This is a genomic window from Sphingomonas sanguinis, from assembly GCF_001476905.1.
Taxonomy (GTDB): domain Bacteria; phylum Pseudomonadota; class Alphaproteobacteria; order Sphingomonadales; family Sphingomonadaceae; genus Sphingomonas; species Sphingomonas sanguinis_B.
In genome coordinates this window covers 1-20,329 of sequence record NZ_LDTE01000052.1, presented here as the reverse complement: position 1 = coordinate 20,329, position 20,329 = coordinate 1, and the positions used below count along the sequence as shown (strand labels likewise).

The window sequence follows — 20,329 nt, the reverse complement described above, 5'->3', positions numbered from 1 at the left end:
AGAAAAGCGGCATGGGGACGGTGCAGCCCCCATGCCGAGTTGGGGACTTTAGTACAGGACCCGGATCGACGCACCAAAGCGCCGGTCGTTGAGCTGATATTGCAGCGGCGCGGAGGGCGTGCCGATATACAGCACGTTCATCCGGTTGTTGATGTTCACCGCATCGATCGAGACCGCGAGATTCTTGGTCAGGTTGAGGTTCAGCGAAGCATCGAGCGAGGCGTACGGCTTGGCATATTGCGCCTCGCCATTGGCACCGCTGCCCGTGGTCGCATCCAGATAGCTCGAGCGCCAGTTCCAGGCGACACGCGCGGTCACCGGTCCCTTTTCGTACAGACCGATCAAATTGTAGCTGTGCTTGGACAGCTTCTCGAGCGGCAGCGACGAGGGGGCGTTGGGATTGTTGCCAGCGAACGGATTGGCGACGTTGGAGTCGACATAGGTGTAGTTCGCCTGAATCCCCAGACCGCTGAGCAGACCCGGCAGGAAGTCGAAGAACTGCTGATAGCCGATCTCCGCGCCCTTGACCGTGCCGCTGCCCGAATTGACGACGGTGTTCACGTCATAGGCCCGGCCGCCATAGGTGCCGACGATCCGGCCGCTGGCCAGGAAGCCGTTGATCTTCTTATAGAAGATACCGCCGGTCAGCGAGCCTGCGGGCGCGAAATACCATTCCGCCGTCAGGTCCAGATTGTCCGAATCGATCGGGCTGAGCCGCGGATTGCCCGAGCTGGCGCTGGGGCGGCCGGTCGCCGGATTGACCTGGTTCGGGTTGTTCAGCGTGATGTTGGTCGACAGCTGGTCGAAATTCGGACGTGCCAGCCCCTTGGAATAGGCGAAGCGCATCTGGAAATCGTCGGTCAGCCGGGCGCGCAAATTCACGCTGGGCAGCACGCGGGTATAGCGGTTCTTCAGCGCCAGCGGCGCGTTGGTGCCGTCGGCATTGAACTGCGTGCCGTTGGACGTCAGGTCGGTGCGGATCAAACGCGCCCCGGCGCTACCATCGAACCGGACGCCGCCCGCCTCGAATGCGTAATCGGCCATGCCCCAGGCGGTATAGGTCTTTTCCGTCTGGTTGTTCAGGTCGCCGGGGGTGAAGGCGTCCTTCGTCTTCGCGCCGAACAGCGCATAGAGCGCCTTGGTCTGCGCCCAGACACCGTCACCCTGCGGGAAGGCCGGATAGAGGATACCGCCCTTGACCGTGTTGCCGTCGAACCAGTTCGGCGACGGACCCTTCATCGCCAGCTGCGGGAAGCGCGACAGCGGGATCAGCGCGGTGCCGCTGGGCGCGTCCTGGCCCGGCGTCACGCCCTGATACAGGCCAACGCCGTTCCACGTACCGCGCAGGTCGATGGTATTGCCCGCATAGCGCGCGCCGCCACGCAGCTTCTGGAGCACGCTGCCCTCGAAATCATATTCGATGTCATAGGCGAGCGCGAGCGTGTCGGCGTCGTTACGCTGCAGCGAGTCGGCGATGAACGGCAGCGTATAATTGGCCGGATTGTTCAGCACCGTCGGGTCGGTCACGTCCCAGCGCGGATATTTGCCGCGCAGGTCGAACACCACGGTCGAGGGGTGCGGCGCGGTCAGCGCATTCTGGCCCGACCGGTTGTAGAGCGACAGGACGTGACCGTTGCGGTCGGCGTTATAATAGGACTTCAGATACTGGACGTCGAAGTTGACCTTCGCCCGCTCGGTCGCCTGCCAGCCGACATTGAAAGTGTAGTTCTGGCTGGCGCTCCACAGTTCCTGGTCGAAACGGCCGGTCTCGAAGGTCTGGGGCGACAGCGCGCCGCTGGTCGCATAGCCATCCTTGTTGAAGGTGAAGGCCGCACCCGGTGCCGCGCCGGTGCCATAGGAGGTGACTTGCCCGGCCGCGTTGTACTGGTTCGAGCGGTTGTTGAAATCGTAATAGTAGGCGCCGGTGCGGTTGAACCAGTATTTGGTGCCCTGATACTGCGCGGTCACCAGCACGTCGTCGCTGGCCCGCCACTGCACGGCGGCGGCGACGCCGAAGCGACGACGATCACCGGTGTCGTCATAGATTTCAAAGCCATAGGGAATACGCGCATTGGACGGCGCGTTGGCGATCGTGCCCGGCTGCGCTTCCGCGAAGGGTCCGGCGAGCAGGCCGTCCTGGCGATACTGGCTTTTGGAATAGACCGCGTTGATCAGGATGCCGATCTCGCCGATCGAACTGTCGTACCGGTTGCTGTAGAGCCCGGAGATCGAGCCGCCGAACTTGTCGACCCGATCGTAATAATTGCCGCGCGCGGTCAGCGAGATGACTTGGCCCGCCGCATCGAACGGCTTGCGGGTGCGCAGGTTGACCGCGCCGCCGATACCGCCCTCGATAATGTTGGCGGGCGCGTTCTTGTACACGTCGATGCCCGCGAGCAGTTCGGGCGGAATGCCCTCCAAATCGAAGGCGCGACCGCCCGAGGCCGAATAGACCGCGCGACCGTCGAGGAAATTCTGAACCTGGGTCAGACCGCGTACGGTGACAGCCGGCTGGGTCCGATGGTCGAAGTCGGTTGCGCCCTCACCATAGCGGCGCTGGATCTGGACGCCGGTGATACGCTGCAACGCTTCGGTCGTGTTGGCATCGGGCAGCTTGCCGATATCCTGCGCCTGCACCGAATCGACGATCTGATCGGCATTGCGCTTGATCGCCTGCGCCGAACGAAGGCTCTCGCGTACGCCGGTGACGACGATATCCTGGTCGCTGGCCGGAGCCTGGGCAGCCTGGTCGGCGGTCAATGCCTGTGTGGATTGTGTGGCGGCCTGAACCTGGGCCATGGCCGGTGCGGCCCAAAGCGCGGCCATGGACGTGCCGCACAGCAAAACAGTGCCGATCTTCATCGCGTTTCCCCCTCCTCTGATAGTTCATTCCGTTCTGCGGAATGCGATCGATTTATTGTCAGATAAATAGAAAAGGACCGGATCAGCCGCAACTGAAAAATGGCGTTTTCCTGTCATCACGGTGACTGGTCTGACAGGTTTTTTGCTTAGCTATTGAATTTTAACAGGCTTTTATCGACCGATGACAGGCATTGACGACCATGCACCGCCCTGTCCTATAGTCTGACGTAAAGGGGACAGGGTCATGGCGAAGGCATCATATCGACGGCAGGCAGGAGCCCGCCGACTGGCCGTTTTGCTGGCCATGGGCATGGCAGTGACGGGGGTGTCCGCTCAGGCACAGTCCCCATCGCCGCCACCGGCCGATCGTGCCGTTCCCGTGACCCTGCGCCCCGCGATCGACCGCCCGTCGACCGTGTTCGAGGGCTGGGGCACAGCCCTCGCCTGGTTCGCGCATGTGACGGGCGGCTGGCCCGAGGCAGAGCGGACTCGGCTGGCCGATCTTTTCTATGGTCCTGACGGGCTGGGCTGGACGATCGCGCGCTACAATATCGGTGGCGGCAATGCGGCGGACACGCCCCCCTATATGAAGGTCGGGCGCGCGGTGCCGGGTTTCTGGCGACAACCGGCAGGCATGACGGGCAAGGACTGGTGGCGCGCCGACGATCCCGCCATGTGGGACTGGAGCCAGGACGCCAACCAGCGCTGGTGGCTGGATGCGATCACCGCCCGCGTGAAGCAGCCGATCTTCGAGGCCTTTTCCAACTCGCCGCCCTGGTTCATGACGGTCAGCGGGCGCGTGTCCGGTGCGGAAAAGGGCACCGACGACAATCTACGTGCCAACCAGGAACAGGCTTTCGCCACCTATTTGGTCCGCGTCACCGAGGAACTGCAGCGGCGGCATCACCTGACCTTCCGCACCCTGTCACCGGTCAACGAGCCCAACACCAATTACTGGTTCGCCGCCAATACCCAGGAGGGCGCGCATTGGAGCCCCGTCCGCCAAGCGCAGATGATCGATGCCACCGCCGCCGCGCTGAAGGCCAAGGGACTGTCCACGGTCGTCTCGGCCCCCGACGAAACTGCCTCGCATCTGTTCGTGCAGGACTGGGCGGCCTATCCGTCTGCCACCCGTGCGGCGATCGGGCAGCTCAACGTCCACAGCTATGGGACCGTCCACCAGACCGCGGTGCGCGACATCGCCCGTGCGTCGGGCATCCGGCTGTGGATGAGCGAGAATGACTCGCCGCTGTCGGGCGATCCCGAGGACCTGACGGGCATGGCGACGCCGCTGGCCTTTGCCGAGCATGTCGTCGGCGACCTGAAGCGACTGGAACCCGCCGCCTGGGTCTTCTGGCAGGCGGTCGAGGATCTCAGCACCCGCAAGGGGGAGAAGGGCTCCAACTGGGGCATCGTCAAGGCCGACCTGATGGGCGCGGCGGACCAGCCCCATGCGATCCATGTCACCGGCAAATATTGGGCGATGGCGCAGTTCAGTCGCTACATTCGCCCGGGCGACCAGCTGGTGCCGGTGGACGACATGGATACGGTGGGGGCGCTGTCACCGGATGGACGGCGGCTGGTACTGGTTCACGTCAATCCGGGCCTGTCGCCACGACCGCTGACCGTGACGGTGCCGGGGCGTTGGCAGCGGCGGATGATCGTGACCGATGCAGGACATAAGGCAACGGAAGTGGCGGGGAACGTCGCACCGCCGCAGTCGGTCGTGACGTTGGTTCTGACGCGGTGAGATAAAGGCGGGCGCCCCCCACCCCCATTCACATCCCCGCATCGGGATCGGTCAGCCCGATCATCCGCCGCCCCGCCCGTCTTGCGAAATTCAACGTCGCCTTCTTCCGCACATGCGCAGGCAGCGGCACGCTATGCGCCTCGCGTATGATCGCCGCGTCATAGCGGTCCGCGACGATGATCCCCGTCCGCTCGGGCAGGAACGCCGCGCTGTCGAGCGGCGACCAGTCGAATCCGGCGGGCACCGCCCAGTAGAAGCGGTCGCAATGCGCCAGATAGTCCGGCCATTTGCCGTCACCCAGCATGTCGGCGCGCGACACCTTGATCTCGACGACGACGACGTGTCCCCGCGCGTCGAGCGCCATCAGGTCGGCGCGGCGGCCGCCCTCCAGCGGGACTTCGGGAATGGTGATCAGGTCGTGGCGGAGCAGCATCCGGGTCACGCCCCGCGCGACATCGGCGGCGCAAAGTGGCGATAGCGGATCGTCGACACACGAAGCGGGCGGCATGTCCAACATGCCACCCGCTTAGAACATTTGACGAACATTTGCAAAGCCCCGAGGGGCTCAGGCAAAAAACAGGCCCTTAATCAGGGCCATGACCGTCAACGATAGAAGATGTGGTTGCCGATCGCGGCGACCTTCTGGACACGCACGCCCGGACGGTTGCCCGGCGTGTTGAAGTACAGCGCCTTACCGGCCGTGCTGTCCCACGCCTGGGCCAGAGCGACCTTGGCGACCGCGACGGCGGTGCGATAAGCGCTGCGCGACGGGCTGACCGCGGGGATTTCGCCGCCACGCACGAAGCTGAACTGGCCGCGCTGCTTGATAACGTTGCAGACGTCGGTCGGGAAACGGCCCGACTTGGTGCGGTTCAGGATGACCTGGGCGACGGCGAGCTGACCCGCCAGCGGTTCACCGCGACCTTCGAAATAAATGGCACCGGCCAGACAGCGGAGCTCTTCGCTCGACGCGATCTCGTCCTGGTCGGCCACGGCGTCGGCCAGCGAGTCATATTCGCTGTCGTCATCGACTTCAGAAATCTGGGAAAAATCGGGGAGCGCGGACATGGTGGCCCGGGCGCTCTGGGGAACCATCGCAACATCGGCGACGTTGATCCCGGAAACAGTCATCGCACTGACTGGAGTGGCAGCAGCACCGGCAACGTTGGTCGCGAGGCTGGGGGTGCTGGTGGCGAGAAGACCCGCCAGAGATAGAGCCATGGCAGCGGACGCCGCGACTCGCTTGAAAACGGTCATTCACTCAAACAGACATGCGGTTGGATCACGGACCCGAGCATTGCCCAAAGGCGCTCGTCCGGGCTTCCCCCCGACTGCGTAACCCACCGGATCGCACCCGATAAGCACAACGCGAAATTACGATGGGGGGGTCGTGGCCGATCCGGCCGCGTTCGTCAATGTTGCAGGATCGTTTCAGCGGTGAACCGTTCCGCCGCAGCGCCATCCAGTTCGACCACCCACAAATCGGGATCGCGCGCCCGACGCCTCTGCCAATAGCTTAAAATATCGTTTGCAGGCGTCGAGTCGATCAGGGTGGTTCGACCGTCGGGACCGATGCCGCGTTCCATGACGCGCTCGCGCCGGTCGGCATCGACGATAATCACCAGGATGCCCCCACCCTGCGCATCGCCCTTGGCCAGCACCATGCCCATGCCGCCGCTATCGTTCATCCGGCGGAGCAGGGCGGTGACCAGCATATGGCTGGGCAGGCGGTCGTCCATCGTATCAGGCGGTCCGATACCCCGGCAGCCCGGCGAGCGCGATCTGCGAGCGCATGAAGGTGCCGGTGCCGCGTGCGACTTCCTCGCCCTGCGCATCGATCAGCCGTGCGTCGGCAACGAAAACCCGCCGCCGCCCGCTGACCCAGCGCCCCTCGGCCACCACCTCCCCCGCCTTCATCGGACGGGTGAGCAGCAGGTTGAATTGCGTCGTCAGCAGGAAACGGTCGGTGACCAGGCTGTTGCAGGCATAGAAGGCGGCATCGTCGAGCATCTTGAAATAGCTCGTGCCATGCGCCGCTCCGGCCGCGTGATAATGACGCTCATCGACGTGAAAGCGTATCCGCGCGATACCGGGTTCGGGAATGTCCAGCGTCGATTCAAACAGGCGGTTGATCGGGGCCTCCGCATAGAGCGTCTCGAGCGCCCGGAAATGCGCGGCCTCGCCCTCAGGCCGCGGCGTCACGCGCCTCGTCCTGGGTCAGCAGCGCCCAGATCGCATCGGGCGAGCCCGCCCCGCGCAACTTGGCGACGAAGCCCTTGTCGCGCAGCCGCCGGGATACACGCGCCAACGCCTTCAGATGCGCGGACCCCGCATCGGCGGGCGAGAACATCGCAAAGACCAGATCGACCGGCATGTCGTCCACCGCCTGGAAATCGACCGGCTGGGCCAGCCGCGCAAACACGCCGACGATCTGCTCCAGCCCCGCCACCTTGCCATGCGGAATGGCGATCCCCCCGCCGAAACCGGTGGAGCCCAGCTTTTCGCGCTCGGTCAGGACATCGGCCAACAGCTTGGCATCCTGTCCCGCCGGACCCGCCGCAGCGGTGCCTAGAGTCTGGAACAGGCTCTTCTTGTTCGCGGCCGTGAGTCCGGCCAGCACCGTGTCGTGGCGCAACAGATCGCTGAAATCGTTCATGGTCTTTCCGAAGCGCCCCCGCGCGGCCCGCCTATTAGCGGCCCGCGCGGAAGAACGATAGAGCTTATCCAGCCGTGCTGCCCCGTTGTGGCTCAACCCAGCCGATGGTTCCGTCACCCCGGCGATAGACCATATTATACGAACCCGTCCCCGAATTCTTGAACAACAGGGCCGCAGTATTGCGCAGGTCAAGCATCATGACCGCATCCGAGACACTGGCATCGGGAATATCGACACGGGTCTCGGCGATGATCAGGGGTGCATCGCCCGCCTCGTCCTCATCGATCTGTTCGGCGAACAGGGTATAGCCTGCGTCATAGGCCCCGGCCTCGGCCAGTTCGATCGCCTGACCCTGGTTACGATCCTTCAAGCGGCGCGAATAACGGCGCAACTGCTTTTCGATCTTGGTCGCGGCGCCGTCAAAGGCGAGATGCGCGTCCTGCGCATCATGACGGCCCTTCAGGACCAGACCACGGGTGACGTGCATCACAATATCGCATTTGAACCCGACGTCATGCGGGCCCTTGCCGAACGTCACCTCGGACGAGATGGCGCGGGCGAAATATTTCTCGGCGATACCCTGAAGCCGGTCCGTCACATGGGTCCGCAGCGCGTCGCCCGTTTCGACCTGATGACCAGAAATCCGGATATCCATCGTCTTCTCCTTGATGCACTCTGATGGGACGGTCTTTTTGGCCTGTCCCGTGGCGTCAACCGGACGCCTCGGCCCCCCAAACCGGATCTTTTATGTCCTTTAGAAACGTCGCATGGGCGGCAAGTTCCGCCTCGCTCGGCCGGAAAGTGCGCGGCGGGCGGACCTTGGCGGGCGCACGGGCGACGATTACCGGCCCGCTCTCCTCGACGGAGTCGGCGAGCAGGCCCAGGCCGATCTGCCGCCCGCCCATCAGCTCGACATAGACCTGCGCCAGCAGCTGCGCGTCGAGCAGCGCGCCGTGCAGCACACGGTGCGAACGGTCGATGCCATAGCGCGAGCAGAGCGCATCGAGTGTATGCTTGGCGCCCGGATGCTTGCTGCGCGCGATCGCCAGCGTGTCGACCATCCGCGTCTTTTCATCGACATGCGGAAAGCCCAGCGCGCCCAGCTCGCCATTGATGAAGCCGAAGTCGAAGGTCGCGTTATGCGCGATCAGCGGCGCGTCGCCGATAAAGTCCAGGAACGCGGCCACACCCTCGGCAAAGACCGGCTTGTCCTTCAGGAACGCATCCGACAATCCGTGGACCGCCTGTGCCTCGGCGGGCATCGACCGTTCGGGATTGAAATAGGCGTGATAGGTGCGACCGGTCTCGACCCGGTTGACCAGTTCGACACAGCCGATTTCAACCAGCCGGTCGCCTTCCGAAAATTTGAACCCTGTCGTTTCGGTGTCGAAAACGATCTCTCTCATTCCCCGACTATCGGCCTTCGGAGTCCCGCATGCAAGTGATCAGCGCGCGGACTTTTTCGCGGGTTTCGGCCAGTGGAATGTCGGTCGCGATGATGTGATCGGCGCGCGCCCGCTTTTCCACATCGGGCAGCTGACGCGCGAGAATCGCGGCAAATTTCTCTTTCGTCATGCCGGGTCTTGCCAACACCCTGGCCTCTTGCACGGCCGGTTCTGCCGAAACCACCAACACCTTATCCACAGCCTTATCACCGCCGGTTTCCAACAAAAGCGGCACGTCCACCACCACCAGCGAAGCGTCGGCATGGGCCGTCAGAAAGGCCGTGCGCTCGGCTTGAACGGCGGGGTGCACGATCGCCTCGAGTCGGCGCATCGCGGAGTCATCACCCAGCACTGCGCGGCCCAGCGCGGCCCGATTCACGCCATCGGGTCCGGTGGTGCCGGGAAAGGCCGACTCGATCGCCGCGACCAGTGCTCCACCGGGCCCCTGCAAGCCGTGCACACAGGCATCGGCGTCGAACACCGGCACGCCTTCGTCGCGAAACATCTGCGCGACGGTCGACTTGCCCATGCCGATCGAGCCGGTGAGACCCAGCACGATCATCCGAGCAGGATCTTGCGCAGTTCGCCGTCCCGGTCGCGCGGCGGCGCCACCCCAAAGAACCGCTCGAATGCCACCGCCGCCTGGCCGATCAGCATTTCCAGCCCGTCGATCGTCGCCAGCCCCCTCGCCCGCGCCGCCGCCAGCAAGTCGGTTTCCAGTGGCGCATAGACGATGTCGTAGACCACGGCCTCGGGCGGTAGCGCCGACAGATCCAGGTCGAGCGGCGGCTGGCCGGTCATTCCCAGGCTGGTCGCGTTGACCACCAGGGCGCCGGGCGGAACGGGGTCACCGATGGGCAAGGCCCGGCCCTCCAGTCCAAAGGACGACAACAGCGCCGCCCCCTTATCCACATTGCGGTTAAACAGGGTCACCGGCCCGACGCCGATCTCGGCCAGCGCGAACAGCACCGCGCGCGCCGCTCCCCCTGCCCCGATCACCGTCACCGGCCTGCCCGCCAGATCATAGGGCTTCAGCGGTGCCGCAAATCCCGCCGCATCGGTGTTGGTCCCGACCAAAGCGCCGTCCGCGTCGCGAAACGCGGTGTTGGTCGCACCGATCGCGGTCCGCACATCCTCGCGATCCTCGACATGATCGAGTGCGGCGATCTTGTGCGGCACGGTGATGTTGCAGCCGCGCCAGTCCGGATCGCGCTTCCGCTCGGCGAAATAGGCAGGCAGCGCGTCCGGGGTGACGTGGGTGGCGCGATACTCCGCCTCGATCCCCAGCGCGTTCAGCCAGAAACCATGGATTTTCGGGGATTTGCTGTGACTGATCGGGTCGCCGATCACCTCTGCATAGGGCTTGGCCATCACGCCGCCATCCAGCCGCGCTCACGCAAATAGCCGAGCACCGGCAGCAGCGGCATGCCGAGAATGGTGAAGTGGCTCCCCTCGATCCGCGAAAAGAGCTGCACGCCAGGCCCCTCGATCCGGAAACAGCCGACACAGCCCGCAATCTCGGGCCATTCCTGATCCAGATAGCGGTCGATAAAGGCTCCCGACAGCGGCCGGACATGGAGTTTCGCCCGCTCGACATGCCGCCAGACCGGGCGGCCATGTTCGGCGACGACCGCCGCGCTCCAGAGTTCGTGGCTGCCGCCGCTCATCCGCGCCAGATGCTCGGCCGCCTGTTCGCGGCTCTCGGGCTTGTCGAGCAGCGTGCCGTCGGCGAGCGCCACGATCGAGTCCGATCCCAGCACCGGCACCGGCCCGGCATTCGCCGACACCTTCACCGCCTTCATCTCGGCGAGCGCATCGGACAGATCGCGAGGAGAAGCCCCCGCCATCGCCGCCTTGACGCCCGCTTCGTCGACCCGTGCGGGCAGCGCTTCATAGGCGACCCCGGCGGCGTCGAGCATCGCCCGGCGCGAGGCGCTTTGCGAGGCCAGGATGATCATGCGGGCTTCCTTTGATTGACGAGCGAGATGATCGCGGCCGCCGTCTCCTCGATCGAGCGGCGGGTGACGTCGATCACCGGCCAGTCATTGTCGGCGAACATCCGGCGCGCGAAGGTCAGTTCGCGGTTCACCGCCTCCTGCTCGACATAATCGGTGTCGGGCGCCTGGTTGAGCGAGAGCAGGCGGTTGCGGCGAATGGCGATCAGCCGGTCGGCACTGGTGGTCAGGCCGACGACCAGCGGCTTCTTCAGCGTGTAGAGCGACGGGGGTGGGGGGCTTTCGACCACGATCGGGATGTTGGCGGTCTTGTAGCCGCGATTGGCGAGATAGATGGAGGTCGGCGTCTTGGACGAACGGCTGACCCCGGCCAGCACAATATCGGCCTCTTCCCATTCCTCCCACGCGATGCCGTCGTCATGCGCAATGGTGAACTGGATCGCATCGACGCGCGCGAAATAGGCAGCGTCCAAGACATGCTGGCGGCCTGGGCGCATCTTGGCCTGCACGCCCAGCAGTCCCGACAGCGCGGCATTGACCGGATCGAGCGGCGCGACCGTCGGCAGCCCCAGCGCGTGGCACCGGCTTTCCAGCACCCGCCGCGTCACCGGGTTCACCAGCGTATAGATGACCAGCCCCGGATTCTGCGCGATCTCTTGCAGGATGCGCTCCAGATGGCTTTCGGTGCGGACCATCGGCCAGAAATGGCGGACGGTTTCCACATCGTCATATTGCGCCAGCGCCGCCTTGGCGATGTTCTCCAGCGTCTCGCCGGTGGAATCGGACAGCAGATGGAGGTGGAGGCGCGTCGTCATGGGCGGGCGAATGACTCTGTGGATAACGTGTCACGAATCGGTAGCGTAACTTTGCCGACCGGCCAAGCGACGGACCGGCGGTGGATAAGCGATGATTCGTCCACATCGAATCCCACAGGCCCGATTCTTTTCCACAGCCTGTGAGTTATGGGGGCGATGAATCCGAATCCCGTTGAATCGGCGATTCCCCATGAGTCAACGTGTTGGCATAACGGGGAGAGCCGCATAATCCCGACAACCAACGTGCCAACCACTTCAACAATCCATTCTTAGAATCTTCTTTAATAGAAGAAGGGGGGTCCCCTGACCGACGTTTCGATTCGAAAATCGCTGCTTTCCGTGTTGAAGGGTGAGCGGCTGGCGACACCCCCCCTATGGCTCATGCGCCAAGCCGGACGCTATCTGCCCGAGTATCGCGAACTGAGGGCGCAGAAGGGCGGGTTCCTGGCGCTCGCCACCGATCCGGAAGCCGCAGCGGAGGTGACGTTGCAGCCGATCCGTCGTTTCGGTTTTGACGGGGCGATCCTGTTCTCCGACATCCTGATGGTTCCCTGGGCGCTGGGCCAGGATCTGAGCTTCGGGGCGGGGGAGGGGCCGCGTCTGGCACCTGCGCTGGTCGATCATGCACTGAATGCCCTCACACGGGCCCCAGAGCGGCTGGAGCCCGTCTATGCCACGGTCGCGCGGGTGAAGGCGCAGTTGCCGCCCCAGACCGGCTTCCTGGGCTTTGCAGGCTCTCCCTGGACGGTCGCGACCTATATGGTGGCGGGGCAGGGGTCGAAGGACCAGGGCGAGACGCGGCGTTTCGCCTATGCCGACCCGGCGGGGTTCGGGGCGGTCATCGATGCGATCGTGGCCATGACCATCGATTATCTGGCGGGACAGGTCGAAAACGGCGTCGAGGCGGTGCAGCTGTTCGATAGCTGGGCCGGTTCGCTGTCGCCGGCGCAGTTCGAGCGCTGGGTGATCGCGCCCAATGCGGCGATCGTGGAGGGTTTCCGGGCGCGCTGTCCGGGTGTGCCGGTGATCGGTTTCCCCAAGGGCGCCGGGGGCAAGCTGCCCGCTTATGCGCGGGAAACCGGCGTGGACGCGGTCGGACTGGACGAAACGGTCGATCCGGTCTGGGCCGACACCTATCTGCCCGAAGGTTTGCCGGTGCAGGGCAATCTCGATCCGCTGGCGCTGATCGCCGGGGGCGAGGCGCTGGACGGCGCGGTGGATCGCATCCTGGCGGCCTTCACCGAGCGGCCGCATATCTTCAACCTGGGCCATGGCATATTGCCCGACACGCCGATCGCGCATGTCGAACGGCTGATCGCCCGTGTGAGGAACAACCGATGATCGGACTGTTGGGGGCCGCCTATGAATGGGTGAAGGCGGCGCATATCATCTTCGTGATCTTCTGGATGGCCGGGCTGTTCATGATGCCGCGCTATCTGGTCTATCATCAGGAGGCGCTGGTCGCGGGGGATGCCACCGACGCTGCGCGCTGGGTCGAGCGCGAGGGCAAGCTACGCAGCATCATCCTGACGCCCGCGATGATCGCGGTGTGGGTGCTGGGGCTGTTGCTGGCGGGCTCGCTGGGTCTGTTCTCAGGCGTGCCGGGGCTGGGGTGGCTGCACGCCAAGCTGGCCTTCGTGCTGCTGCTCAGCGGCTATCATGGCTGGATGGTCGGCTATTCCAAGAAGCTGGCGCGGGGTAAGATGAAGCTCAGCGGCAAGCAATTGCGGATGATCAACGAAGTGCCTGCGCTGGCGGCGACGATCATCGTCGTGCTGGTGGTCATCAAGCCGTTCTGACCTCTTATCCCTCCCCCATCCCCTCCCGTCTACGGGAGGGGCGTGAGTCTCATGGGGCGTTGGGTATTCCCCATTGACTTGGGGTTCCCCGAATCCTAACTCGCAAGATGTACGGCGCGGTCCTCGCGTCGGGTACGCTTCCTTATCGACAGCCTCGTTTCGCCGCGATCCTCGCCGACCGACGCCCTCCGACCATCCGGACCGATCATGCATCTGAAAGACCTCAAGAAGAAAACCCCCGCCGACCTCGTGCAGCTGGCCGAGGAATTGGGGGTCGAGAGCGCGTCCACGCTGCGCAAGCAGGACCTGCTGTTCGCCATCCTGAAGGAGCAGGCGGAAAAGGGCGACCAGATCATGGGCCTGGGTACGATCGAGGTGTTGCCGGACGGCTTCGGTTTCCTGCGTTCGCCGGAAGCCAATTATCTGGCCGGACCTGACGACATCTATGTCTCGCCCAACCAGGTGCGCAAGCACGGTCTGCGCACCGGCGACACGGTGGAAGGCGAAATCCGCGCGCCCAAGGACGGCGAGCGCTATTTCGCGCTGACCAAGCTGACGAGCGTCAATTTCGATGATCCGGAAGCCGTTCGCCACCGCGTCAATTTCGACAACCTGACCCCGCTCTACCCCGAGCAGAAGCTGATCCTCGACCCCGCCGACCCGACCCAGAAGGACAAGTCGGCGCGTGTCATCGACATTGTCTCGCCCCAGGGCAAGGGCCAGCGCACGCTGATCGTGGCACCCCCGCGCGTGGGTAAGACGGTGATGCTGCAGAACATCGCCAAGGCGATCACCGACAACCACCCCGAAGTCTTCCTGATCGTCCTCCTCATCGACGAGCGTCCGGAAGAAGTCACCGACATGCAGCGCTCGGTGCGCGGCGAGGTCGTGTCCTCGACCTTCGACGAACCGGCACAGCGCCACGTCCAGGTCGCCGAGATGGTGATCGAAAAGGCCAAGCGCCTGGTCGAGCACAAGAAGGATGTCGTCATCCTGCTCGACTCGATCACCCGTCTGGGCCGCGCCTACAACACCGTGGTCCCGTCCTCGGGCAAGGTGCTGACCGGCGGTGTGGATGCCAATGCGCTCCAGCGGCCCAAGCGCTTCTTCGGCGCGGCGCGCAACATCGAGGAGGGTGGTTCGCTCTCGATCATCGCCACCGCGCTGATCGACACGGGCAGCCGCATGGACGAAGTGATCTTTGAAGAGTTCAAGGGCACCGGCAACTCGGAAATCGTCCTCGACCGCAAGGTGGCCGACAAGCGCATCTTCCCCGCGATGGACGTCGGCAAGTCGGGCACCCGCAAGGAAGAGCTGCTGGTCGAAAAGGACAAGCTGTCCAAGATGTGGGTGCTGCGCCGCATCCTCATGCAGATGGGCACGATCGACTCGATGGAGTTCCTGCTCGACAAGATGAAGAACTCGAAGACCAACGAGGATTTCTTCGACTCGATGAATCAGTAAGGGGCGGGGGCTCAGTTCCCCTCCGACGCTACGGTTTGATGGGTTCGCTGGCGGCAAACAGGCCCGCTGGCGAACCCATTTTCGTTTTGGGGCGTTAGCAGGCCCGATCCCACCCCCTTTCGGGATCGTGCCGGTCCAAGCACGGCACGGCCGCGTCGTTGCTTAACACGCGACGCGGCCAAACGGGGTCGTTCTATCGATGATGCCCATGGCCTCTCCCGCTCTGTCGGGGCTCGGCGATGGGAGAGGGATTGGCCCTTACGGCCGGGTGCGTCCGCCACCGCCTTGGCCGGGTGCGCCACCGGCGCCGGGGGCACCCACCGCACCGATATTGCCGAACAGATCCTGGAAGAAGCCACGCTGGCGACCCAGGGTCGGCGTCGTCTTGCCATAGGGCGAGATGTCGGCGACCTGATCCAGACCGGCGCGACGGATCGTCGTGACGTTGCCCGCCTGGTCGAAGCTGATCTGCAGCGTGATCTGCGACGAAGGCTGGGGCAGGGTATAGCCCAGGTTGCGGCTGTCCCGCGCGACATAATACCAGTCGCCGCCGTTGAACTGGCTGGTGATCGTCGGCGTGCCCAGCGTCTGGAGCACCGACTGGCGGTTGTCGACGCCCGGCTGGATCGAGTTGACGAGATCGACATCGACCACATAACCCTGATGCGACCGCAGGGGCGTACAGGCGGACGCGGCCAGGACCATCGCCAGGCCGAGCCCGAGGGCACGGGTGGTAGAAACGCTCATCATCATCTCCGGGCCGGGATCGCGGCCGCACAGGCGGGTATACAGGCGGTCGATCCGCTCGACCGTCACCCCCTCGATATGCCAAGGGAAAGGCGCATACAAGCAATTCGCGCTGGCATTGGCCGCGCGAGCAGAGAGGGAGGGGCGCATGGCCTTGGGCTGGCTGAAGCAGGGGATCGCGCGCTATTTCGGCCGCGATGGGGACGAGGCGCTGCCGCTCTACAATGCGGTGGTCCTGCGCGCGCGCGAACCGCACTGGTATCTGGATGGCGCGGTGCCCGATACGGTCGATGGCCGGTTCGACATGATCGCCGCCATGCTGTCGCTGGTCCTGATCCGACTGGAGGCCGAAGATGCGGGCGCGAGCCTGGCGGCGCGCATCACCGAACGCTTCGTCACCGACATGGACGGGCAACTGCGCGAGCTGGGTATCGGCGACATCGTGGTTGGCAAGCATATCGGCCGGATGATGGCGATGCTGGGCGGTCGCCTGACGGCCTATCGCGAGGGACTGGCCGGGGATGACGCCAGCTTCGACGCGGCGTTGGTCCGCAACCTTTATCGCGGCGAGGCGCCGGACGCGCCGAGTGCGGTTTCCCATGTTCGCGGCGCGCTTCGCACCCTACATGAGCGGCTGGCGGACGTTTCGCTCGCCCGCCTCACCCTTGGAGAATTGCCGTGACCCCCGAATGGAGCCGCCCCGAAAAGATCGACACGATAGGCGAGCGCGAAAAGCCGGTGTCGATCGACACCACCCCCGACGAACGCCGCGCGCTGGCGGGACGGTTCGGGTTGCTGTCGGTGGATGCGCTGTCGGCGGAGCTGGTCGTGCGGCGCGATGCGGCGGGTATCCTGGTGACCGGCACGGTACGCGGGTCGGTGGTCCAGCCCTGTTCGGTGACCGGCGATCCCGTGCCCGCCAAGGTCGACGAGCCGGTCGCCTTGCGTTTCGTCGAACCCTCCACCCATGGCGGTGACGAGGAAATCGAGCTATCCGAGGACTCGCTCGACACGATCGAGATCGAGGGCGGCACGATCGACCTGGGCGAAGCGGCGGCCGAAACCATGGCCCTGTCGCTCGATCCCTTTCCGCGCAGCCCGAACGCCGCAGCGGTGCTGAAGGAAGCAGGGGTTATCAGCGAGGACGAGGCTCGCCCGCTCGGCGCACTGGCTGGGCTGAAGGCAAAGTTGGAAGGAAAGGGATAAGCGCCGTCCTTTTCTTCATTCCTCCCCTGCAAGGGGAGGAATGGGATTTGGGCGATCGGCAGGGCTTCACGGCGCATCCGGCCCCAGCGTCGGGTCCAGATCGCGCGGCCGGATGAACGCCTCCAGCGTTGCGCTATGCGACCGCGCCTCGGCCCAGCGGTCCACCGGCAGCGTCATCTGCGCCACCGTCGCGGTCGGATATTTGTCCTCCACCCGCTCCCGCAACTCGCCGTCCAGGGTCAGGTCGAGGACCAGATCCTCCAGCCCCGGATTATGCCCGACCATCAACACATGCTCCGCCGTGTCGGGCAGGGCATGAACCTGATCAAGCAGGCTGGCGGCGGACGCGAGATACAGCGCCTTGTCCCAGACCGGCTCCAGTCGACGGCCGTAACCGCCCCACACTTCGTCCAGTGTCTCCATCACCCGAATAGCGGGGGAGGCGAGGATGTGATCGAATTCGAACGCCAGCGACTTCAGCTCCCGCCCGATCATCGCCGCGGCGCGCCGCCCCTTGGCATTGAGCGGCCGGTCGAAGTCGCGCGCGACCGGATCGTCCCAACTCGATTTGGCATGGCGAAGGAGCGTCAGCGTCTTCATCGGATCGAAGTCTCCGGGGCGGCGGCTGGCAGGATGTCGCTCCCTCCATGCCCGATCCCCGCGTCCGAGGAAAGCCGCCCCGCCACCCGCGCGACGGCTTCGTCGAGTGTCACACGTGAAATCGCGACACCGGGAGGAAAGGCGTCGAGCAGCCGTGACGGCATGGCGGCGGACAGCAGCACGAACGCCCCGCGATCATCGGCGCGCCGGATCAGTCGCCCGAACGCCTGGGCCAGCCGCGCGCGGACGATCCGATCGTCATAGGCGCTGCCGCCGCCCGCCAGCTTACGCGCGGCGTGCAGCACGGTCGGCTTGGGCCAGGGCACACCCTCCATCACCACCAGCCGAAGCGACGAGCCGGGCACGTCCACCCCGTCGCGTAACGCATCGGTGCCGAGCAGCGACGCAGATGGATCGTCGCGAAAGATATCCACAAGCGTGCCGGTGTCGATCGGATCGACATGCTGCGCGTGCAGCGCCAGCCCCTCGCGGGCCAGCCGGTCGGCGATGCGGCCATGCACGCCGCGCAACCGGCGGATCGCGGTGAACAGCCCCAGCGTCCCGCCCTTGGCCGCCGCGATCAGCCGGGCATAGGCATTGGCGAGTTGGGGAATGTCGCCACGCTTCACATCGGTGACGATCAGCACCTCGGCGCGCGTCGGATAATCGAACGGGCTTTCCGCGACGAAATGGGCCGGGCCACGCGCCAGATGCGGCGCGCCCGTCCGCGCCTCCGCCACGTCCCAATCTCCCCCAGCGCGCAAGGTCGCCGATGTGACGAGCGCGCCATGGGCGGGCTTAAGCACGATCTCGGCAAAGGGGCGGGTGGGGTCGAGCCAGTGGCGATGTAGCCCGATATCATATTCGCGTCCCTCGACCCGATCGACCGCGAGCCAGTCGACGAAATCGGGATCGACCGGGCCGCCGATCCGCGCGAGCAGCGACAGCCACGCCGCCACCGTCTCCGCGCGCCATGCGATCGAGGCGATCGCGCCTTCCACCCGCGCGCGCGCTTGTCCGTCCAACCAGTCGGGCGCTTCCTGCAACACCGCCTCCAACCGCTGGCCCAAGGTCACGAGCGGGCGTAGTAGGGCGTCGAGCGCATGGGCGGCGGGCCCGGCGGCTTCGATCAGCGCGGGCGAGGGATCGGCCAGCTCGGTCTCCAGCCCATAACCCGCATCGCCCGGTTGTTCGGCGCGGGCAAAGGCCAGGCCGCGTACCGCCGCCAGCAATGTCTCGATCGGGCCGAAGGGCTGGCCTTCCGCCAGTCGCCCCAGCCAACCTTCGCTCGCCAGCGCATGTGCCGCCTGCACCGCATCGCCGATCGCGCGGTTGCCGCCTTCGTCATAACTGGCGACATCAGACAGTCGGGCAGCGAGGCCCCGGCGACGACCGCGCGACCCGGCTTCGGGGCCGAGTATCCAGCGGCGCAGTTCGATCGTCTCGGACCCGGTCAGTGCGGTGGCGAACATCGAGTCCGCCGCGTCGAACAGGTGATGGCCCTCGTCGAAGACATAACGGGTCGGCCGCGTCTGTGTCTCACGACCGCGTGCGGCGTTGACCATGACCAGCGCATGGTTGGCGATGACGATATCCGCCTGCACCGACGCGCGCGCCGCATGTTCGATGAAGCATTTCCGGTAATGCGGGCAGCCGGCATAGACACACTCGCCCCGTCGATCGGTCAGCGCGGCCGATCCGTTGCGGCGAAACAAGGTGGTCAACCAGCCGGGCAGGTCACCCCCGACCATGTCACCATCGGCGGTATAGGCCGCCCAGCGTGCGACGAGTTGCGCCAGCACCGCCGCCCGCCCGGCGAACCCGCCTTGCAGCGCGTCCTCCAGGTTGAGCAGGCACAGATAATTCTCGCGGCCCTTGCGGGTGACGACGCGTTCCTTGCGCAGCACGGCATCGGGGAAGATGCGCGCGGTTTCGCCGCTCAACTGGCGTTGCAGCGCCTTGGTATAGGTGGATATCCACACCGCGCCGCCCGCGCGCTCGGCCCAGAGACTGGCGGGGGCGAGATAGCCGAGCGTCTTGCCGATGCCGGTCCCCGCCTCGGCCAGTACCATATTGGGTGTGTCCCGAACGGCGCGCGGCGCGAAGGCGGCGGTGACGGCGGCGGCATAGGCGCGCTGGCCCGGGCGTTCCTCAGCGCCGTCGCCGGTCAGACGTCGTAGCCGTTCTTCCGAATCCTGCGGAGGCAGGTCGATGGTGCGCGGGGCGGCGCGGGGGGCGTCCTCCTCCCATTCGGGCAGTGCGCTGAACAACCAGCGTTCGTTGCGCTCCGGCCGGGCGAGGCGTGGGCCGATCAGCGGCGCCCAGGGCCAGCGGAGCCGGGCGAGGCTCTGCGCGGCGGTCCAGGCGCCTTCGCGCTCGGGCCATGCACCGTCCGGCATGGCCAGCAATTTTTCGGTGGCCCGAAGCAGAAAGGCGGCCACGTCCGCATCGCTGTCCGGCGGCTCCAGCCCGCAGGCGCGCGCGAGGCCGTGCGGCGTCGGGACCGCGAACTGGGCGGGGCGCAGAAAGGCAAAGAGTTCGAGGATGTCGAGCCCGGACAGTTCGGCATAACCCAGGCGCTGTCCGATCAACGGCGCGTTGAGCAGGATGACCGGCGTTTCGGACGCCAGCCCGATCGCTTCGCCGCGTGAGACAGCACGGGTCTGTCCCCCGGTGGAAATCCACACACCGCTATGGCTGGCATGAAGGGCGGGGTGGGGGAGTGTTGTCACCATCGTGATTTGGGGGAGCCGGAACAGGTTGGCAACGGGGATGGAGGATTTGATGCGACTGACTGAGCAAATAGCTTGGGGCGGAGCCCTCCCCCACCCCCTCCCCTTATACCCATCTCCCAGCCCACGAGACCGTACCAGATAACGTATTCCGTCTTCTGCTTGAAAAAAAAAACAACAACAAAACAGACCACGAACCAATCACACACGACCAGTCACACGACGCTAACCCTCAGCATAGCACACAGCGATCACAGCCCACTACACAAGTATAAGCACAAGGTACACCAGCACGCCA

Annotated in this window: 21 protein-coding genes; 6 read left to right on the top strand and 15 right to left on the bottom strand. The window is 65.2% G+C overall.

Going from position 1 to position 20,329, the window contains the following annotated elements:
• Positions 1-48: 48 nt before the first annotated feature.
• Positions 49-2,862: a TonB-dependent receptor gene (locus tag SB4_RS09345; protein WP_082670084.1), complete on the bottom strand. Its 2,814-nt coding sequence runs from the start codon at positions 2,860-2,862 to the stop codon at positions 49-51.
• Between the two features lie 244 nt (positions 2,863-3,106).
• Here SB4_RS09345 and SB4_RS09340 point away from each other — a divergent pair, with 244 nt between their 5' ends.
• Positions 3,107-4,612, top strand: a complete 1,506-nt coding sequence (locus SB4_RS09340; RefSeq protein WP_058752364.1) for a glycoside hydrolase — start codon at positions 3,107-3,109, stop codon at positions 4,610-4,612.
• A 28-nt stretch (positions 4,613-4,640) separates the two neighbouring features.
• Here SB4_RS09340 and SB4_RS09335 read toward each other — a convergent pair whose 3' ends face one another.
• The 11 genes from SB4_RS09335 to SB4_RS09285 form a co-directional block, all read right to left on the bottom strand.
• Positions 4,641-5,129, bottom strand: a complete 489-nt coding sequence (locus tag SB4_RS09335) for an MmcB family DNA repair protein (protein ID WP_058752363.1) — start codon at positions 5,127-5,129, stop codon at positions 4,641-4,643.
• A gap of 86 nt (positions 5,130-5,215) precedes the next feature.
• Positions 5,216-5,869 carry a cell wall hydrolase gene (locus tag SB4_RS09330; RefSeq protein ID WP_058752362.1) on the bottom strand — a complete coding sequence of 218 codons (654 nt, stop codon included), beginning with the start codon at positions 5,867-5,869 and terminating at the stop codon, positions 5,216-5,218.
• 155 nt (positions 5,870-6,024) lie between these two features.
• Positions 6,025-6,351 (bottom strand): DUF1491 family protein, encoded by a 327-nt coding sequence (locus tag SB4_RS09325; protein WP_058752361.1) that lies wholly within the window; start codon positions 6,349-6,351, stop codon positions 6,025-6,027.
• Between the two features lie 4 nt (positions 6,352-6,355).
• Positions 6,356-6,814: a PaaI family thioesterase gene (locus tag SB4_RS09320; RefSeq protein ID WP_058752360.1), complete on the bottom strand. Its 459-nt coding sequence runs from the start codon at positions 6,812-6,814 to the stop codon at positions 6,356-6,358.
• Positions 6,798-7,268 carry a PTS sugar transporter subunit IIA gene (locus SB4_RS09315; protein WP_058717315.1) on the bottom strand — a complete coding sequence of 157 codons (471 nt, stop codon included), beginning with the start codon at positions 7,266-7,268 and terminating at the stop codon, positions 6,798-6,800. The genes SB4_RS09320 and SB4_RS09315 overlap by 17 nt, the downstream gene beginning before the upstream one ends.
• Before the next feature lie 64 nt (positions 7,269-7,332).
• Complete coding sequence (gene hpf / locus SB4_RS09310; RefSeq protein WP_058732823.1) at positions 7,333-7,923, bottom strand: ribosome hibernation-promoting factor, HPF/YfiA family; 591 nt, start codon at positions 7,921-7,923, stop codon at positions 7,333-7,335.
• Positions 7,924-7,978: 55 nt separating this feature from the next.
• Positions 7,979-8,674 carry a DNA polymerase III subunit epsilon gene (gene dnaQ, locus SB4_RS09305; RefSeq protein WP_058752359.1) on the bottom strand — a complete coding sequence of 232 codons (696 nt, stop codon included), beginning with the start codon at positions 8,672-8,674 and terminating at the stop codon, positions 7,979-7,981.
• A 7-nt stretch (positions 8,675-8,681) separates the two neighbouring features.
• Positions 8,682-9,275: a dephospho-CoA kinase gene (coaE, locus tag SB4_RS09300; RefSeq protein WP_058752358.1), complete on the bottom strand. Its 594-nt coding sequence runs from the start codon at positions 9,273-9,275 to the stop codon at positions 8,682-8,684.
• Positions 9,272-10,084, bottom strand: a complete 813-nt coding sequence (locus SB4_RS09295; protein ID WP_058752357.1) for a shikimate dehydrogenase family protein — start codon at positions 10,082-10,084, stop codon at positions 9,272-9,274. The genes coaE and SB4_RS09295 overlap by 4 nt, the downstream gene beginning before the upstream one ends.
• Complete coding sequence (locus SB4_RS09290; RefSeq protein WP_082670083.1) at positions 10,084-10,671, bottom strand: Maf family protein; 588 nt, start codon at positions 10,669-10,671, stop codon at positions 10,084-10,086. The genes SB4_RS09295 and SB4_RS09290 overlap by 1 nt, the downstream gene beginning before the upstream one ends.
• Positions 10,668-11,483, bottom strand: coding sequence for a pyruvate, water dikinase regulatory protein (locus SB4_RS09285; protein ID WP_058717320.1), 816 nt, complete (start codon positions 11,481-11,483; stop codon positions 10,668-10,670). Before SB4_RS09285 ends, SB4_RS09290 begins: the two co-directional genes overlap by 4 nt.
• A 318-nt stretch (positions 11,484-11,801) precedes the next feature.
• On the opposite strand from SB4_RS09285, the gene hemE reads away from it, so the two are divergent.
• From hemE to rho, 3 genes are all read left to right on the top strand, one after another.
• Positions 11,802-12,824 carry a uroporphyrinogen decarboxylase gene (hemE, locus tag SB4_RS09280; protein ID WP_058752356.1) on the top strand — a complete coding sequence of 341 codons (1,023 nt, stop codon included), beginning with the start codon at positions 11,802-11,804 and terminating at the stop codon, positions 12,822-12,824.
• On the top strand, positions 12,821-13,282 hold the full coding sequence (locus SB4_RS09275) for a CopD family protein (protein WP_058752355.1): 462 nt from the start codon (positions 12,821-12,823) through the stop codon (positions 13,280-13,282). Before hemE ends, SB4_RS09275 begins: the two co-directional genes overlap by 4 nt.
• A gap of 207 nt (positions 13,283-13,489) precedes the next feature.
• The gene (rho, locus tag SB4_RS09270; RefSeq protein ID WP_042486922.1) at positions 13,490-14,746 is read left to right on the top strand and encodes a transcription termination factor Rho; all 1,257 of its coding nucleotides are present in this window, start codon (positions 13,490-13,492) and stop codon (positions 14,744-14,746) included.
• Positions 14,747-15,004: 258 nt separating this feature from the next.
• Here the strand turns inward: rho and SB4_RS09265 are convergent, their stop codons facing one another.
• Positions 15,005-15,499 (bottom strand): outer membrane protein assembly factor BamE, encoded by a 495-nt coding sequence (locus tag SB4_RS09265; protein ID WP_082670086.1) that lies wholly within the window; start codon positions 15,497-15,499, stop codon positions 15,005-15,007.
• Between the two features lie 142 nt (positions 15,500-15,641).
• On the opposite strand from SB4_RS09265, the gene SB4_RS09260 reads away from it, so the two are divergent.
• Entirely contained in the window at positions 15,642-16,175 is a 534-nt protein-coding gene (locus SB4_RS09260; RefSeq protein ID WP_058752354.1) for a ubiquinol-cytochrome C chaperone family protein, read from the top strand.
• The gene (locus tag SB4_RS09255; protein ID WP_058752353.1) at positions 16,172-16,699 is read left to right on the top strand and encodes a YceD family protein; all 528 of its coding nucleotides are present in this window, start codon (positions 16,172-16,174) and stop codon (positions 16,697-16,699) included. Before SB4_RS09260 ends, SB4_RS09255 begins: the two co-directional genes overlap by 4 nt.
• A 66-nt stretch (positions 16,700-16,765) precedes the next feature.
• Here SB4_RS09255 and SB4_RS09250 read toward each other — a convergent pair whose 3' ends face one another.
• Both SB4_RS09250 and SB4_RS09245 read right to left on the bottom strand, forming a co-directional pair.
• Positions 16,766-17,299 (bottom strand): SixA phosphatase family protein, encoded by a 534-nt coding sequence (locus tag SB4_RS09250; protein ID WP_058752352.1) that lies wholly within the window; start codon positions 17,297-17,299, stop codon positions 16,766-16,768.
• Entirely contained in the window at positions 17,296-20,034 is a 2,739-nt protein-coding gene (locus tag SB4_RS09245) for an ATP-dependent DNA helicase (protein WP_058752351.1), read from the bottom strand. Before SB4_RS09245 ends, SB4_RS09250 begins: the two co-directional genes overlap by 4 nt.
• Positions 20,035-20,329 lie beyond the last annotated feature (295 nt).